This window comes from Saccharothrix coeruleofusca (assembly GCF_017876325.1).
Taxonomy (GTDB): domain Bacteria; phylum Actinomycetota; class Actinomycetes; order Mycobacteriales; family Pseudonocardiaceae; genus Actinosynnema; species Actinosynnema coeruleofuscum.
On record NZ_JAGINV010000001.1, the window covers coordinates 3,668,816 to 3,685,073 of the forward strand.

Here is a 16,258-nt window from a genome sequence, read left to right on the forward strand (position 1 = left end):
TCGACACCGGCCATTGCCTGCCTCAAGAGGTGCTCGGACCGCAGCTTAATCGGTCCAACCTGGGGCAGATTCGCCCTTTTGGTATACGTTGGCGTGCCGGAAGTTCATTGACGTGACACCCGTCATGCACCTATGGTTTCGAACGGGTTCCCGAAAGTTTACCTGAAGGCACGAAAAGTTTCGGCGACCGTCCTGCAGACCCCCGCCAAGACGCGGGCGGCGCCTGGCCGACCAGCAGCGGCTCAGGAGGAACGTACGAGATGTCCCAGCTCGTCTTGTTCGCCATCGACATCTGCGCGGTGGTACTGCTCGTGTTCGGGCTCTACTTCCCACGCCACCGCCGCCGCGACCTGGTCGTCGCCTACTTAGGGGTCAACGCGGGCGTCCTCGCCGTCGCCAGCGCGCTGAGCTCCAGCAACGTCGGCGCCGGGCTCGGGCTGGGAATGGCGCTGTTCGGCGTGCTGTCCATCATCCGCCTGCGCTCGACCGAACTGGACCAGCACGAGGTCGCGTACTACTTCTCCGCCCTCGCGCTGGGCATCCTGGGCGCGTTGAGCACCAGCTCGGTGTGGCTCAACGGCGGTCTGATGGCGCTCATCGTCGTGGTGATGTTCCTCGGCGACCACCGGCGGCTGTTGCGGAACTATCGGCACCAGATCCTGGTGCTCGACTCGGCCATCACCGACCACGTCGCGCTCATCGCCCACCTGGAGCAGCTGCTCAACGCCAGGGTGCACGCCGTCACCGTGCAGCGGCTCGACATGGTCAACGAGACGACCGTGGTCGACGTCCGGTACGCGCTGACCGACCGCGGCCTGCCCGCCGCGACGGGGACCCCCGCACGGTCGGGAGCACACCGATGACCACGACGCCCGTCGCGACGCCCGTCACGGCGGCCCTTGCCCGGCTGGCCGCCGTCGGGCTGGCCGAACTGGTCGACCGCGCCGCGCTGCAGACCAGGGTGGACCGCAAGTACCTCATCCCCACCTCGACGCTGCCGCGCCTGCTGGAGCAGGTCGAGCCGTTCGCCAAGGTGCTGGACATCGGCGGGCAGCGCACCTTCCGCTACGAGTCGGTGTACTTCGACACCCCTCGGCTGGCCAGCTACCACTGCGCGGCCTACCGCAGGCGCCGCCGGTTCAAGGTGCGCACCCGCACCTACCTCGACTCCGCCGAGTGCTGGCTGGAGGTCAAGATCAGCGGTGCGCGGGGCAGCATCACCAAGCACCGGCTGCCGTACCACCCGCGGGACTGCGGCACCGTGCGCCCCGGCCGCGACTTCATCGACGAGGCGCTCACCCGCGAGTCGCTCGGCCCCGCGGCGGGCAGCTCCCTGGACCCGGTCCTGATCACCGACTACCAGCGCGCCACCCTGCTGCTGCCCGCATCGGCCAGCCGGGTCACCGTCGACCTGGGGCTGACCTGGCGGGACGCCGAGTCCACGCTGCGGCTGCCCGCGCTGGCCGTGGTCGAGACCAAGAGCGCTTCGGCCGCCACCCCGGTCGACCGGATGCTGTGGCAGATGGGCATCCGGCCCGTCCGCATCTCCAAGTACGCCACCGGGCTGGCCGCCCTGCGCCTGGACCTGCCCGACGTGCCGTGGCGGCGGACGCTGCGCCGCCACTTCCGCAGCACCATCCCGTCGGTGGAGCAGGCACCGACCACGTCCCACCGACCCGAGCAGGAGGCATCGTGCGTCTGACTCACCGCACCGGAGGGGTCGCGGTCGCCGCCGTGCTCCTCGCCGGGCTCCTCGTCCCGTTATCGGCGGGCGCCGCCCCCGCCCCCGGCGGCCAGGCCGCCGACCCCGCCGCGAGCGCGGCGGGCGACCTGACCGGCGACATCGTCTTCTCCGTGCCCAGCGGCACTTTCCAGGGGCAGGTGTCGGTGTCGCTGAGCACCGCGATCAGCGGGGCCCAGATCCGCTACACCACCGACGGGACGCTGCCCACCGCGCAGTCCCAGCTCTACCAGGGCACCCCGCTGCAGTTCACCCGCACCACCCAGCTGCGCGCGCAGGCGTTCGTCGGCGGGACCGCCTCCGGGGCCCCCGGAACGGCCATGTACGCCGCGCGCGAGACCACCACGGCGCACGACCTGCCGCTGGTGCTGATCGACTCCTACGGCGCGGGCAAGCCGGGACGCCAGGACATCGACGCCGCCGCCATGATCTTCCAGCCAGGCAGCGGCGGAACCACGTCGCTGGCCGAGGCCCCGGCGGTGGCCACCCGTGCCGGGGTCCGGCTGCGCGGGCAGTCGTCGGCGATGTTCGAGAAGACGCCGTACCGCATGGAGTTCCACGACAACGCCAACGATGACGCCGACTACCCGGTGCTGGGGATGCCCGCCGACTCCGACTGGGTGCTGCGCGGGCCCTACCCGGACAAGTCGCTGATCCGGGAAGCGCTTACCTTCGAGCTGGGCAGGGAGATGGGGCTGAAGGCCCCGCGGTACTCGTTCGTCGAGTTCTACCTCAACACCGACACCACCCCGGTGGGCGCCAACGACTACATGGGCGTCTACCTGCTCATCGAGACGATCAAGAACAGCAAGAACCGGTTGAACCTCAAGAAGCTCAAGGAGACCGACACGACCCTGCCCGCGATCCAGGGCGGGTACATCTGGAAGTTCGAGTGGCTGGCGGCCGAGGAGCCGACGCTGCCGTGCACCGGCCCCGCGGCCTCCTGCTGGAACTACCTCGAAGTGGTCGACCCGTCGCCGCTGCAGCCCGCCCAGCGGGACTGGCTGCGCAACCACATACAGGAGTTCCACGACGTGCTCAGAGCGCCGAACTTCGCCGACCCGGCGACCGGCTACCGGAAGTACATCGACGTCGGCTCTTTCATCGACAACCTGATCGTCAACGAGCTCAGCCGCAACATGGACGCCTACATCCGCAGCTCCCACTTCTACAAGGACCGGGACACCAAGATCTTCGCCGGTCCGCTGTGGGACTTCGACCTCACCTACGGCGTGGGCGGGTACTTCCAGAACGACCAGGCGGCGGGCTGGCAGTACCTGCAGACCCGGCAGCCGGTGGCCAACGACTGGTACGCCCAACTGCTGCGCGACCCCGCCTTCGTCACCGAGCTCAAGGCGCGCTGGCAGTCGCTGCGCCGCGGCGTGCTCTCCGACTCCGCGCTGCAGACCAGGATCGAGGCGCTGGCCCGGCCGCTGACCAACGCCGCGCAGCGCAACTTCCAGCGCTGGCCGATTCTCAGCACGCGGATGGTCGGTCCTTTCATCACCCCCACCGCACCCACCTGGGAAGGCCAGGTGCAGCACCTGCGGGACTGGACGGCGCGCCGCATCGCCTGGCTGGACTCCGCGGAGGGGTGGGGCGGCACGACCGCGCCCGGCACGGCGGGCTGCGCCGCGACCTACACCGTGACCGGCCAGTGGTCCGGTGGGTTCCAGGCCGAGGTCCGGGTCACCGCGGGCGCGTCGGCGATCAACGGCTGGAGCGTGTCCTGGACCGCGGCAGGCGGTGAGGTGGTCAACCAGTCGTGGAACACGGCGCTGACCAACCAGGGTGCGTCGATCACCGCCCGCAACGCCTCCCACAACGGCTCGCTGGCGGCGGGCGCGAGCACCACGTTCGGCTTCCTCGGGTCGTCCACCGGATCACCCAGCACGCCAACGCTCACCTGCGCAGGCAGTTGATGGACCCGCGTGCCCGGCGCCACCCACGTGGTGCCGGGCACGCGGCCGTTCAGCGCCGCCGGGGCTGCCCCAGCGCGGCGGGCGGGGTGTTGCCCGCGGTCGCCCCCTGGGAGTACTGCGGCGTCACGATGAACACGAACTCGTGCACGCGGTCGGCGGCGAGACGGTCCACGACGTAGGACTCCCCGATGCGGATGCCGTGGCGCATGATCAGCTCCTGGTGCACCGGGAAGGCGCTGCCGTCGCCGTTGACCGGGTTGCCCAGCACCTCCAGCGCCCAGGTGTCGCCGCCGACGATCGCCGGCCGGGAGCGGGCCAGCCAGCGGGCTTCGCGCAGGTAGATGCCGGGCAGGCCGCGCGAGCCCGCCCAGCGGGCGAGGTCGTCCGGGTGCCGGTGGGCCAGCAGCCCGCTCCAGCCGGTGCGGAACAGCACCGCGTCACCGGGCTCGACCCGTTCGACGCCGCCGAACTCCAGGGCGTCGCGGATGTCCTCCACGGTGATGCGGTAGTTCTCGCGCAGCAGCGGACGACCACCTGTCGTCGGTTCCGCCAGGTCCTCCGCGCGGCCTTGGGCGAGCTTGACGCCCAGCACGTCCAGCAGCACGCCGCGGGTGACCACCGGTCCCACGTTCTCCGCGCCGAGCCGGATCGTGCCGTGGGCGCGGGCGATGTCCGGTCCGCGCAGGCCGTTGTAGAAGAACTCGGCCGCGCCGACGTGGTTGAGGTTGTCCAGCTGGCTGCCGATCTGGAAGGTGGTGGCGAGCGGTTTCGGGTGTCTGGTCGAGAACTCCGCCTCGAACCGCTCCTCGTGGACGCTGACCCGGTTGGCGCCCAGCGGCTCCAGCGACACCAGGACGCCGCCCTGCTCCTGGAAGCCGGGCGGCGGCGGGTAGCCCCAGATGGTGAGCCGCTGCTCGTAGGTGCGGCGGGGGTCGGTGCTGAACGCCGGGAAGCCGTTCCACATCAGCTCGCCCAGGTTGTAGGTGGTGACCTCGCGGCGGGGCCGCAGCAGCGCCAGGGCGGCGGCGGTCTTGGCCGGGGTGACCTCGTTGAGCGCGCCGCGCTGGTCGTCGGGCCCGTACCGGCTGGGCGCCCAGTCGGCCAGGTTCGCCGGGTCGGCGTAGTCGAACGGCGTGTCGTCCAGGCCGCCCGCGTCGGGTGCCGCGGCGGGTGCCGCGGCGGCGGGAGCCGCGGCCACCAGGTGTGCCGCGCCCGCCGCGCCCGCCAGGCGCAGCAGGTCACGGCGTCCCACGTGGTGCTGGACGAGGTAGTTGCGCAGCAGATCCGGGTTCACGTGGGCCTCCTTCGGCGCGACGGCTACCAGGAGCAGTACCGAGCGGGTGGGCGGACCGCAATGGAGGTCACCTCAACGTGGCAGACCATGTCATCACGTGACATGTCCTAGGATCGCGCCATGAGTCGATGGGAGCCCGACGCGAGCGGCCGACTGAGGCAGGCCGCGATGGAGCTCTTCGTCGAACGCGGGTACGAGCAGACGACGGTGGCCGAGATCGCCCAGCGGGCGGGGCTGACGGCCAGGACGTTCTTCCGGCACTTCGCCGACAAGCGCGAGGTGCTCTTCGCGAGCTCGGCCGTCCTGCTCGACCGCCTCGCCGAAGCCGTCGAGGACGCTCCTGCCTCGGCGTCGACGATGACGGCCGTCCTGGCCGCCCTCGACGCCGCCGCGGCGGTGCTCGGAGGGCAGCACGAGACCGCCCGACAGCGCTACTCGATCATCTCGGCCAACGCGGAGCTGCGGGAACGCGAACTGATCAAGCTGGCATCGCTGTCCGCCGCCATCGCCGACGGGCTGCGCCGCCGGGGTGTCGCGGACCCGGAGGCGAGCCTGGCGGCCGAGGCGGGCATCGCGGTCCTGCGCGTGGCGTTCGAGCACTGGCTGAGCGGGCCTGCCGACCAGGACCTGGCGCGGATCGTGCGCCAGTCGTTCGACCAGCTCAAAACCCTCACCGCGACGATCTGATTAGCTAGGCTCACTATTCACCAGGTACTCTGATGTGTTCGGCACCAGCAGTATGACGCCCGTCACGTGCTCGTGTTGTTCACTGGTCGTGCGGGGGTCGGAACGTGGACGGGATTGTTCGGATGGACGACGGGCAGAACCCGGAGCTGCGGCTGCGCGTGCTGGAAGCGATCACCGACAGCGCACTGCTGGAGTTCCAGCTGGACAAGCTGTTCGAGGTGCTGCTGTGGCGGGTGCGCGAGCTGTTCGCGGTCGACACCGTCACCGTCCTGCTGGCCGACGCCAGCGGCGAGCAGCTGGTGGCCAGGGCCAGTTCCGGCCTGGACGAGGAGGTCTTCCAGGGCGTCCGGGTGGTGGTGGGCACGGGTTTCGCCGGAGAGGTGGCCCAGCGCCGGGAGCCGGTGCGGGTCGAGCACGTCGACGAGTCCACGGTGGTCAACCCCCTGCTGTGGGAGCGGGGCCTGCGCGTCCTGCTGGGCGTGCCGATGACCGCCCAGGGCGACCTGGTGGGTGTGCTGCACGTCGGCAGCACCGCGCCCCGGCGGTTCTCCGACACCGAGGTCGAGCTGCTGCAGCTGGTCGCCGACCGGCTCGCGGTGGCCGCGCACATGCACCGGTCGCAGTCCGAGCGGGCCGCGGCCGCCGTGCTGCAGGACAGCCTGCTGCCCAGTCACCTGCCCGCCACCGAGGGCTGGGAGATGGCCGCCCGCTACGTCCCCGGCACCGACAGCGGTGTCGGCGGCGACTGGTACGACGTGTTCCACCTGCCCGGCGGGCGCGTCGGGCTGGTGATCGGCGACGTGGTGGGCAGCGGGCTGGCCGCCGCGATCGTCATGGGCCGCCTGCGCAGCGCGCTGCGCGCCTACGCCCTGGAGTTCGCCGACCCCGCCGAGGTGCTGGGCAAGCTCGACCGCAAGGCCAGCCACTTCGAGGCCAACACCATGGCCACGGTCGCCTACGCCGTGATCGACACCGCGACCCACCGCATGGACCTCGCCCTGGCGGGCCACCTGCCGCCCGTCCTGGCCGTGCCGGGCATGGAGGCCGGGTTCGTCGACGTGCCCGTCGGCCCGCCGCTCGGCTACCACCTGGCCGTCTCCGGCCGCCGCGCCGCCCAGGTGGACGTGCCGCCCGGCGCCCTGGTCGCGCTGTACACCGACGGCCTGGTGGAGCGTCGCGAGGCGAACCTGGACGAGCGCTTGGAACAGCTGCGGCAGGCCGTGTCCCCGACGCCGTCCGAGACGGCCTGCGTGCGGATCATGGCCACCATGGTGGGCAGCACCCCCGCCACCGACGACATCGCCCTGCTCGCGGTCCGGCGCTGCCCCGAGTAGCCCGTCCGGGCAGTCGCGCGGGCGCGGGGTTGGTCAGAGCTCGCGCAACAGGTCGATCAGGGCGGCGGGCGGGATGCTGGCGGGCCGGTCGCTGACCTGGCCGTCGCCGAGTTCGACCACCCGCCACGCCCCGTCCTCGCGCAGGGCGAGGTCGACCGTGACGAACGGCAGCCCCAGACCCGCCACCAGGGGCGCCACGACCGAGAGGTCCGGTCCGGTGGCGGGCAGGTCGTCCGGGGTGTCGGGGTGGGCGCCGACCAGGCGGCACCGGCCGTGCGCCCACCAGGTGCGGACCTCGGCGGAGACGAAGCGCTCGAAGCGGCGCAGGACGAACCCGCCGACCATGTCCTCGTCGCGCAGCTCGCGGAACCGCCGGGCCACCGCCCACGCCGCGTCGCCGTCACCGAGCTCGGGGATGAACGCCGCCTCGTGCCAGTAGTGCTTCATCGACTTGGTGTAGTCGCGCAGCACCGCCGGACCGGCGCCCAGCTCACGGCGGGCGCGGTCGAAGTCCGCCCGGTCGTCGCCCCCGGTCCACGCCGAGCGCGGCGTCACCGCGGCCAGGTCGCGGTACCAGCCGGGCAGCTCGTGCGCCCGGCGGTACTGCTCGGCACCGGTCTTGGGCACCACGCCGCGCCGCCGCAGCGCTTCGGCGAACGCCGCGTACCGCTCCGCGCGCAGCATCCACCCCCGGTAGACCGCCTCGCCGCCCTCCGGCACCCGGCGCACCGCCCGGTCGGCGTCGCCCGAGCGGGCCAGCGCGTCGTGGTCGACCAGGGCGACCTCCAGCCCGGCCGCGCGAGCGGCCTCCGCCTCTGCCGCGAAGTGCTCGTCGACACGGCGGGGGTTGAGCACGTCGCAGGGCAGGAGCAGCAGCGTCATGGCCCGCATGATCCCTCATGCCCGTCGCCGGGCCGCAAGGCCGACACGCCCACCACATGGCCCAACACCGGAACCGCTCGTCGGCAGGACCGCTGCCCAGCGTCTGCGCGGTGTCGCCCCCCAGGGGCCGGAAGAGGTGGCCGCGCTGCGCTTTTCGGTGCACGGGCCTGTCGACCGGACCAACCCCACCTTACGGTCCGGGCATGTCCAAGCGGATCAGCGTCATCAGCGCGGCCGCCGCCGCGGCGGCGCTGCTCACCACCGGGTGCGGCGGAACGGACGCCACGGCGTCGGACGACCGGCCGGTGGTGCTGACCACGTTCACGGTGCTCGCCGACATCGCCGCCACCGTCGCGGGGGAGCACCTGCGGGTCGAGTCCATCACCAAGCCGGGCGCGGAGGTCCACGGCTACGAGCCGACCCCCGAGGACGTCGCCAAGGCCGCCGAGGCGGACCTGGTGGTCGACAACGGGCTGGGCCTGGAGGCGTGGTTCGAGCGGTTCGTCGCCGAGGTCGACGCGCCGCACGTGGTGGTCAGCGACGGCGTGGAACCCGTCGCCATCGCCGAGGACGCCTACGCGGGCAAGCCGAACCCGCACGCGTGGATGTCGCCGCTGAACGTGCGGACTTACGTGGACAACCTGGTCGAGGCGTTCAGCGGGCTGGCCCCCGAGCACGCCGCGGCGTTCCGGGCCAACGGCGAGCGCTACCGGGGCGAGCTGCGGCGGGTGCACGACGACCTGGTGGCGGCGCTGGCGGTGCTGCCGCCCGACAAGCGGGCGCTGGTCACCTGCGAGGGCGCGTTCTCCTACCTGGCGCGCGACGCGGGGCTGACCGAGCGCTACCTGTGGGCGGTCAACGCCGAGCAGCAGGCCACGCCGCGGCGGGTAGCGGACGTGATCGAGTTCGTGCGGGCCAACGCGGTCCCCGCGGTGTTCTGCGAGTCCACCGTGTCCGACGCCCCGATGCGGCAGGTCGTCGCCGCCACCGGGGCCGCCTTCGGCGGCGTGCTCTACGTGGACTCGCTGTCCACAGCGGACGGTCCGGTGCCGACCTACCTGGAGCTGCTCCGCCACGACGCGCGGACCATCGCGGGCGCGCTGACGCGGGGGGCCGGGTGAACGCGGTGGAGGTCGACGGCGTGACCGTGCGCTACGGCGACGTGCTGGCGCTGGACCGGGTCAGCCTGGCGCTGGGCGCGGGCCGGGTGTGCGGGCTGGTGGGCGTGAACGGCTCGGGCAAGTCCACGCTGTTCAAGACGATCACCGGCCTGGTGCGGCCGGAACGCGGCGCGGTGCGGGTCAGGGGCGGTCCGCCCGCGCTGGCCCGGCGCGGCGGCGCGGTGGCCTACGTGCCGCAGAGCGAGGCGGTGGACTGGGCGTTCCCGGTGTCGGTGCGGGAGGTGGTGATGACGGGGCGGCACGGCGGACTGGGCTTGACCCGCCGCCCGCGCCGCGTCGACCACGAGGCGGTCGACCGGGCGCTGGACCGGGTCGGCCTGACCGACCTCGCGGACCGGCGGATCGGCGGGCTCTCCGGCGGGCAGCGCAAGCGGGCGTTCGTCGCCCGCGGCATCGCCCAGCAAGCCCGCGTGCTGCTGCTGGACGAGCCGTTCGCGGGCGTGGACAAGCGGTCGGAGGGCACCATCACGCGGCTGCTGCGGGAACTGGCCGCGGACGGCGCGGCGGTGCTGGTGTCCACCCACGACCTGCGCTCGCTGCCCGACCTGGCCGACGAGGCGGTGCTGCTGATGCGCCGGGTCCTCGTGCACGGCAGCCCGCAGGAGGTGCTGCGGCCGGACAACCTCGCGCGCGCGTTCGGGCTCGACGTGGGGCTCCGCGAGGGGGAACCCGCGTGAGCCCGCACGAGCTGCTCGTGGTGCCCATGGGCTACGGGTTCATGGTCCGGGCGCTGGCCGCCACGGTGACCGCCGCCGCCGTGTGCGCGGTGCTGTCCTGCTGGCTGGTGCTCATCGGCTGGTCCCTGATGGGGGACGCGGTGTCGCACGCCGTGCTGCCGGGCGTGGTGCTGGCCTACGTCGTGGGTGTCCCCTTCGCGCTGGGCGCGGCGGTGTTCGGGTTCCTCGCCGTCGCGCTCATCGGCGTGGTCCGCGACACCAGCCGGGTCAAGGAGGACGCCGCGATCGGCATCGTGTTCAGCACGCTGTTCGCCCTGGGGCTGGTGCTGATCTCGGTGACGCCGAGCCAGGTCGACCTGCACCACGTCGTCTTCGGCAACCTGCTCGGCGTCGACCGCGCCGACCTCGTCCAGATCACCGCGATCGGCGGCGCCGCGCTGCTGGTCCTGCTGCTCAAGCGCCGCGACTTCACCCTCTACGCCTTCGACCCCGTGCACGCCCACGCCATCGGGCTCAACCCGCGCCTGATCGGCGCGGCCCTGCTGGGCCTGCTGGCGCTGACCTGCGTGGTGGCCCTGCAGGTGGTCGGCGTGGTGCTGGTGGTGGCGATGCTGATCATCCCCGGCTCGACCGCCCACCTGCTCACCGACCGGCTGGGGCGGATGCTGGTGATCGCCCCGGCGCTGTCGGTCTGCGCGTCGGTGGTCGGCCTGTACCTGAGCTACCACCTCAACACCGCCTCCGGCGGCATGGTGGTGCTGGTGCAGGGCGCGGTGTTCCTGCTGGCGTACCTGTTCGGGCCGCGGCACGGCGTGCTCGGCAGGCGGGTCGCGGCGATCCGGTCGGCGCGGACGCCGCCTCCCCCCGCGGGCTGACCGGGCTCAGTCCGCGACCTCCGCCTCGACCAGGGACAGCGCGCCCGCGGTGGGCACCACGCGGGTGACCCGGAGACCGGCGCGGTCGAACAGCTCCCGGAACTCCGGCTCGGTGCGCTCGTGCCCGGTCAGCAGCACGAGCATGGACATGTCCAGCAGCTTGCCGAAGTGCGGGTCGTTGCCGGGCGGGATGACCGCCTCGACGGCGAGCACCCGGCCGCCGGGGCGCAGGGCGCGGCGGCAGTTGCCCAGGACGCGCACGCACTGCTCGTCGCTCCAGTCGTGCAGGACGTTCTTGAGCAGGTGGAGGTCCCCCTCGGGCACCGATTCGAAGAAGTCGCCCGCGACGACCTCCCAGCGGTCGTCCTCGCCCAACCGCCCGAGCACGTGGCCCGCCAGCACGGCCTCCTGGTCGAACAGCACGCCGCGCAGACCCGGACGGGCGCGCAGCACCCCCAGCAGCAGGGCGCCGTAGCCCCCGCCGACGTCGACCACCACGCCCGATCCGGGGAAGTCGTAGGCGGCCGTGATCCGCTCGTCCTCGGTGGCCGAGAAGTTCGCCATGCCCTCGTTGAACAGCGCGGCCTCGGCCGGGTGCGCGGCGAGGTGGTCGAAGAACGGGTGTCCGAAGCGCCGGTCGAAGGCAGGCCGCCCGTGGCGGACCGCTTCCACGACGTGCGTGGTGGGCAGCCAGATGAACTCCGAGGTGATCGCGAGCACCGACGGTTTGACCGTCCTGGGGGCGTCGGCGCGCAGGACGTCCGCGCGCGGGGTGAGGTGGAACCTGCCGTTCTCGTCCTCGCGGAAGACCCCGCGGGTGGCCAGGAACCGCAGCAGCCTGCGCAGGTAGGGGGCGTTCGCGCCGACCGCGCCCGCCAGGTCGGCGGGATCGCGCGGCCCGTCCGCCAGCTGTTCGGCGACGCCGAGCAGCGCGGCCGCGCGCAGCGCGGCGGGGTACAGGTGCCCCATGGCTTCGGCGAGGACTTCCTCGGCCGGGTCTGCGGGTGGGTTCGTCATGTCCGCAATGCTGCTCCCGGTGCCGCCGCGCGATCCAGCCCGCGACCGGTCAGCCCGGATGGCTCGCGTCCGGGAGGTGGCGCCGGAACCAGTCGGTCAGGCCGGTGTCCACCGCGCGGGCCGTCGGCAGCTGCGGCGCGGGCTCGATGCCCGGCTCCTCGGCCAGCGGGTGCGCCAACCCCGGGATCGACAGCAGCTCGGCCCGCTCCCCCACGGCGGCGGCCAGGTCGAGCGCGTCGGCGCGCAGCGCCGGGTGGTCCAGTTCGCCGCTGACCACCAGCAGCGGCGCGCGACCGGCGATGGCGTCCGCCTTGGCGACGAAGTCCAGGCCGTCCACGGCCTGCCGGGATTCGGCGTCGTACGGGTAGTCGCCGGGGAACAGCTCGACGACGGAGCGCATCCGGATCGCGGCGTTCACCACGGCGCCCGCGAAGACCGGGACCTCGCCCTCGGCCAGGACCCGCAGCGCGACGGCCCCGCCCAGCGACCCGCCCAGCACCCCGATCGGCCCCTCCCCGACCGGGAACCGCGCGCGCAGCGACGCCAGCGCGGCCGGGAACTCCCCGCTCGCCTGCTCGACGAACGGGTGCAGGAAGGACATCAGCGGGTCCTCGCGCATCAGCGCCACGACCGCGTCGGTGCTGCCGCCGACCATGCGCGCCCCGCACATCGGCATCCCGAGGTGCACCCGCCACGCGGGCAGCCCGGCCATCGGCAGCGCGGCGGCGAACGCGGCGTCCGACCTCGGCGCGTCCAGCATGTGCCAGGTGACGACCAGTGGCGCGGCACCGCCGCCCGGAGGCGGCAGCGCGGTGAACGGCACGCCCGCCGCCGTGCCCGTGATCCGTGAACTCACGCGGCCACGGTAGGTCCGCGCGCATCCGGCGGGAACCGGTTACGCCACAGGCGGAAAACCGGCGGGGCGAGCGCCACGCCGCCCTTGTGCGGCCGTCACGGGCTCACTTACGATCTTGGACCTGTAGCGATCGTGGGGGCCCACAATGGCAGCCAGGGCCGTGCGTATCCGGGTGTTCGGTTCGTTGCGGGTGTGGCGCGGCGACGTGGAGGTCCCCGTCGGCCCGCCCGCGCGGCGGGCGGTGCTGGGGTTGCTCGTGCTCGCCCGCGGCGAGGTGGTCGCCCAGCGGGAACTGGTGGACGCGCTGTGGGGGCAGCGGCCTCCGCGCAGCGCGGTGAACGTGCTCCAGACCCACGTCAAGCACCTGCGGAGGCTGCTGGAGCCGGATCGGGCGCCGCGGTCGAGCGGAGGCGTCCTGCGGCACGTCGGCGGTGGCTACGCGCTGCGGCCCGACGCGCTGGAGATCGACCTGCTGCGGGTCGGGCACCTGGTGGCCCGTGCCGACGAGGCGCACCGCGACGGTGACGCGGCCGGTGTCGCGGCGGCGCTGGGCGAGGCGTTGCGGCTGTGGCACGCCCCCGTCCTGCTCGACGTCCCCGCCCTCGCCGAGCACCCGGAGGTCGTGTCGCTGACCGCGGTCCGCCTGGAGCTGCTGACCAGGTACTGCGACGCGATGATCGGGACCGGCGCCGCCTCGGACGTCCTGCGCGAGGTCGACCGGATCGCCGCCGAGCAGCCGCTGGACGAGCGCGCCCAAGCGCGCCTGATCCGCGCCCACCACGCGGCCGGGCAGCGGGCCAGGGCGTTCCAGGTCTACCGCGAGGTCCGCGACCGGCTCCTCGACGAGCTCGGGGTGGATCCCGGTCCGGAGATCCTCGCGGCCCACCGGGCGCTGCTGCGCGACGGCCAGGACACCGCGCCCGCCGCCCCGGCGCCGCGCGCCGAGCTCCCGGTGCCCAAGCAGTTGCCCCCCGAGTCGCTCGGGTTCACCGGCCGAGCCGATCAGCTGTCCACTTTGGACAGCCTGTTGCCCGGCCACGGGAGATCCGGTGGCGCGGTGACCATCGCGGCCATCTCGGGCACCGCGGGCGTGGGCAAGACGGCGCTTGCCGTGCACTGGGCGCACCGCGTCCGCGACCGCTTCCCCGACGGGCAGCTCTACGCGAACCTGCGCGGGCACGCGCACGGCACGCCCGCGCAGCCGGTCGAGGTGCTCGCGCAGTTCCTGTCCGCCCTGGGCGTTCCCCCCGAGCGGGTGCCCCTCGACCCGGACACCGCCGCCGCCCTGTACCGGACGCTGATGACGGACCGCAAGGCGCTGGTGCTGCTGGACGACGTCGCGGGCCCCGAGCAGGTCCGACCACTGCTGCCCGCCGGGTCGGGGTGCGTGGTGGTGGTGACCGGCCGCGACAGCATGGCGGGCCTGGTCGCCGCGCACGGCGCCCGCTCGCTCACCCTGGACGTGCTCAGCCCCGACGACGCGGTGGAACTGCTGGGGCACGTGCTGGGGCCCCAGCGGGTGCGTGCCGAGCAGGAGGCGGCGCTGCAGTTCGCCAAGCTGTGCGCCCACCTGCCCCTCGCGCTGCGGATCGCGGCGGCGAACCTGGCCGAGCACCCCGGCCGCGGCATCGAGGACCACGTCGCGGAACTGCGGGAGGGCAACGTGCTGGCCGCGCTGGCGGTGCGGGGCGACGAGCAGACCGCGGTCCGGACGGCCTTCGAGCTGTCCTGCGCCGCGCTGCCCGACCAGGCGCGGCGGCTGTTCGGGATGCTGAGCGTGGTGCCCGGCGCGGACTTCACCGCCGAGGCGGTCGCGGCCCTCGCGGACACCGACCCGGCGCACGCCGCCCGGCTGCTGGACCGGCTCGCCGCCGCGCACCTGGTCGAGCGGCACGCGCCGGGGCGCTACCGCTTCCACGACCTGCTCCGCCTCTACGCGGCCGAGCAGTGGGAGCGGCAGGAGTCCCCGGCACGACGCGAAGCGGCCCTGCGCCGCCTGCACGACTGGTACCTGGTCTCGGTCGACCACGCCGCCCGGTTGCTCTACCCGCACATGCTGCGGCTGCCCTCCCCCGGCGGCTCCTCGGGCGGTGGGGTGCGCCCGCCCGCGGGTGTCACGACCGCGGCGCAGGCGTCGAACTGGCTGGACAGCGAGCGCGGCAACCTCGTCGCGACGATCCGGCACGCCGCGAGCGCCGGGCCGGAGCCGGTGGCGTGGCTGCTCGCCGACGCCCTGCGCGGCTACTTCTGGATGTGCACGCGGCGCGTGGAGTGGCTGGCGGCGGGTGAAGCCGGACTGGCCGCGGCCGAGGCGGCGGGCGATCCCCGCGCGCGGGCCGCCACCCGCCTCAACCTCGCCGACCTGCACTTCCGCCAGGGCCGGTACCGGCAGGCCGTCCGCCACCACGCGCACGCGCTGCTGCTGGCCCGCCGAGCGGGCTGGGTCGAGGCCCAGGCCGCCGTGCTGGGCAACCTCGGCTGCGTGCACTGGCAGGCGGGGCGGCTCGCGGTCGCCGCCGCCCGGTTCGAGCGCGGGCTGGCGCTCAGCCGCGCGATCGGCCAACCGGCGGGCGAGGCCGTGGCGCTGGGCAACCTCGGCCTCGTGCACTGGGAGATGGGCGGGCTGGCGCGCTCGGCCGAGCTCTACACCCTGGCGCTGGAGCGGTACCGCCGGATCGGGTCCCGCTACGGCGAGGCGATCAACCTGACCAACCTGGGCCGGACCCAGCTCGCCCTCGGGCGGACCGCCGAGGGCCTCGCACTGCTGACCGAGGCGCTCGGCCTGCACCGCGAGGCGGGCAACCGCGGCGTCGAGGCCGAGACGCGCAGTCTCATGGCCGCGGCGCACCGCGCCCTCGACCGCCCGGACGAGGCGATGGACCACGCGCGCGCGGGTCTCGCGCTGGCCCGTGACAGCGGCGATCCCCGGACCGAGGCGGAAGCGCTGGTGGTGCTCGCCGCCGTGCACCAGGCGCGCGGGGAGCGGCAGGACGCGGTCGACCACTACCAGCGGGCGCTCGCGCTGATCCGCGACACCGGTGACCGCTACCCCGAGGTCGACGCGCTCATCGGCCTCGCGTCGGCGACCGCGAGGACCGACCCGGCGCGCCAGGCGCTGGCCCTGGCGCAGCGGGCGGGCTACCGCGCGCTGGCGGGCCTGGCGCTGGGCGTGCTCGCCGAAGTCCTGCTGGAGGCGGGCGAGCAGGCGCAGGCGGCCTGGCACGCCCGCCGGGCGCTCGCCGTCCACCGCGAGACCGGTCACCGCCCCGGCGAGCGGCACGCCCGCGCCGTGCTGCGGCGGGCCGAGCCCTGACCTCGCTCAGGAGTCCGCTTCGACGCCGCTGCGCACCTGGTAGGTGCCGTCGGGACGGAGGATGAACTCACCCCAGGGGTTCACCGCCTCCACCCCGCCACCCCGGCGGCACGCGAACCCGTTCATGTTGAACTCCCGCCAGGCCGCGTTTCCGGGCAGCGGCCCGGAGTACTCCTCCAGGTTCCCCAGCCACGCGCAGTCGGCGGAGTGCAGTTCGTAGGTGGTCTCCGGGTCCGCCCAGAGGACCGCGCCGTTGCCCGCGCACCAGGTGACGCCGAAGGTGTAGCGCCACGAGCCGGGCTCGCCCAGCTCGACCCGCTCGGTGCGCAGCGGTGTCGAGGCGCAGGTGCGCTCCTGCGCGCTCGCGGCGGGCGGGAACCCGGTGGCGGACACCGCCGAGCACACCGCGGCGCACCCCGCCAGCGCGGCCATCACACGCTTGAACGTCATCAGCCGATCCTCCGATTCGCCCTACCCAC

Annotated in this window: 14 protein-coding genes; 9 read left to right on the plus strand and 5 right to left on the minus strand. The window is 73.7% G+C overall.

Translation table 11 applies throughout. The annotated features are described in order from the left end of the window. The first annotated feature begins 260 nt into the window (after positions 1 to 260). The 3 genes from JOF41_RS16565 to JOF41_RS16575 are packed head-to-tail and all read left to right on the plus strand — an operon-like array spanning position 261 to position 3,663. On the plus strand, positions 261 to 863 hold the full coding sequence (locus JOF41_RS16565) for a DUF4956 domain-containing protein (RefSeq protein WP_189225213.1): 603 nt from the start codon (positions 261 to 263) through the stop codon (positions 861 to 863). After that, positions 860 to 1,702: a polyphosphate polymerase domain-containing protein gene (locus JOF41_RS16570; protein ID WP_209620030.1), complete on the plus strand. Its 843-nt coding sequence runs from the start codon at positions 860 to 862 to the stop codon at positions 1,700 to 1,702. Before JOF41_RS16565 ends, JOF41_RS16570 begins: the two co-directional genes overlap by 4 nt. After that, positions 1,693 to 3,663 carry a CotH kinase family protein gene (locus JOF41_RS16575; RefSeq protein WP_307867437.1) on the plus strand — a complete coding sequence of 657 codons (1,971 nt, stop codon included), beginning with the start codon at positions 1,693 to 1,695 and terminating at the stop codon, positions 3,661 to 3,663. Before JOF41_RS16570 ends, JOF41_RS16575 begins: the two co-directional genes overlap by 10 nt. A gap of 49 nt (positions 3,664 to 3,712) precedes the next feature. Here the strand turns inward: JOF41_RS16575 and JOF41_RS16580 are convergent, their stop codons facing one another. Next, on the minus strand, positions 3,713 to 4,957 hold the full coding sequence (locus tag JOF41_RS16580; protein WP_209620033.1) for a cyclase family protein: 1,245 nt from the start codon (positions 4,955 to 4,957) through the stop codon (positions 3,713 to 3,715). Positions 4,958 to 5,077: 120 nt separating this feature from the next. On the opposite strand from JOF41_RS16580, the gene JOF41_RS16585 reads away from it, so the two are divergent. Both JOF41_RS16585 and JOF41_RS16590 read left to right on the plus strand, forming a co-directional pair. After that, positions 5,078 to 5,644, plus strand: coding sequence for a TetR/AcrR family transcriptional regulator (locus JOF41_RS16585; protein ID WP_189225210.1), 567 nt, complete (start codon positions 5,078 to 5,080; stop codon positions 5,642 to 5,644). A 122-nt stretch (positions 5,645 to 5,766) separates the two neighbouring features. Further along, positions 5,767 to 6,978, plus strand: a complete 1,212-nt coding sequence (locus JOF41_RS16590; protein WP_189225319.1) for a PP2C family protein-serine/threonine phosphatase — start codon at positions 5,767 to 5,769, stop codon at positions 6,976 to 6,978. A 33-nt stretch (positions 6,979 to 7,011) separates the two neighbouring features. On the opposite strand, the gene JOF41_RS16595 is transcribed toward JOF41_RS16590, so the two are convergent. After that, positions 7,012 to 7,860 (minus strand): ATP-grasp domain-containing protein, encoded by an 849-nt coding sequence (locus JOF41_RS16595; protein ID WP_209620037.1) that lies wholly within the window; start codon positions 7,858 to 7,860, stop codon positions 7,012 to 7,014. Between the two features lie 203 nt (positions 7,861 to 8,063). On the opposite strand from JOF41_RS16595, the gene JOF41_RS16600 reads away from it, so the two are divergent. Genes JOF41_RS16600 through JOF41_RS16610 form a run of 3 tightly spaced genes read left to right on the plus strand, consistent with a single transcriptional unit; the run spans position 8,064 to position 10,593 of the window. Beyond that, entirely contained in the window at positions 8,064 to 8,981 is a 918-nt protein-coding gene (locus JOF41_RS16600; protein ID WP_209620039.1) for a metal ABC transporter substrate-binding protein, read from the plus strand. Continuing rightward, a complete protein-coding gene (locus tag JOF41_RS16605; RefSeq protein ID WP_209620042.1) occupies positions 8,978 to 9,718 on the plus strand; it encodes a metal ABC transporter ATP-binding protein in 741 nt (246 codons plus the stop codon). Before JOF41_RS16600 ends, JOF41_RS16605 begins: the two co-directional genes overlap by 4 nt. A 26-nt stretch (positions 9,719 to 9,744) precedes the next feature. Beyond that, complete coding sequence (locus JOF41_RS16610) at positions 9,745 to 10,593, plus strand: metal ABC transporter permease (RefSeq protein ID WP_244991202.1); 849 nt, start codon at positions 9,745 to 9,747, stop codon at positions 10,591 to 10,593. Positions 10,594 to 10,599: 6 nt separating this feature from the next. Here JOF41_RS16610 and JOF41_RS16615 read toward each other — a convergent pair whose 3' ends face one another. After that, positions 10,600 to 11,610, minus strand: coding sequence for a methyltransferase (locus JOF41_RS16615; protein WP_209620048.1), 1,011 nt, complete (start codon positions 11,608 to 11,610; stop codon positions 10,600 to 10,602). Positions 11,611 to 11,659: 49 nt separating this feature from the next. Further along, positions 11,660 to 12,466 (minus strand): alpha/beta hydrolase family protein, encoded by an 807-nt coding sequence (locus JOF41_RS16620; RefSeq protein WP_189225205.1) that lies wholly within the window; start codon positions 12,464 to 12,466, stop codon positions 11,660 to 11,662. A 145-nt stretch (positions 12,467 to 12,611) separates the two neighbouring features. Between JOF41_RS16620 and JOF41_RS16625 the strand changes: the two genes are divergently transcribed. Then, positions 12,612 to 15,779, plus strand: coding sequence for an AfsR/SARP family transcriptional regulator (locus JOF41_RS16625; RefSeq protein ID WP_209620051.1), 3,168 nt, complete (start codon positions 12,612 to 12,614; stop codon positions 15,777 to 15,779). Between the two features lie 6 nt (positions 15,780 to 15,785). Here JOF41_RS16625 and JOF41_RS16630 read toward each other — a convergent pair whose 3' ends face one another. After that, entirely contained in the window at positions 15,786 to 16,229 is a 444-nt protein-coding gene (locus JOF41_RS16630; protein ID WP_189225203.1) for a hypothetical protein, read from the minus strand. Between the last annotated feature and the right edge of the window lie 29 nt (positions 16,230 to 16,258).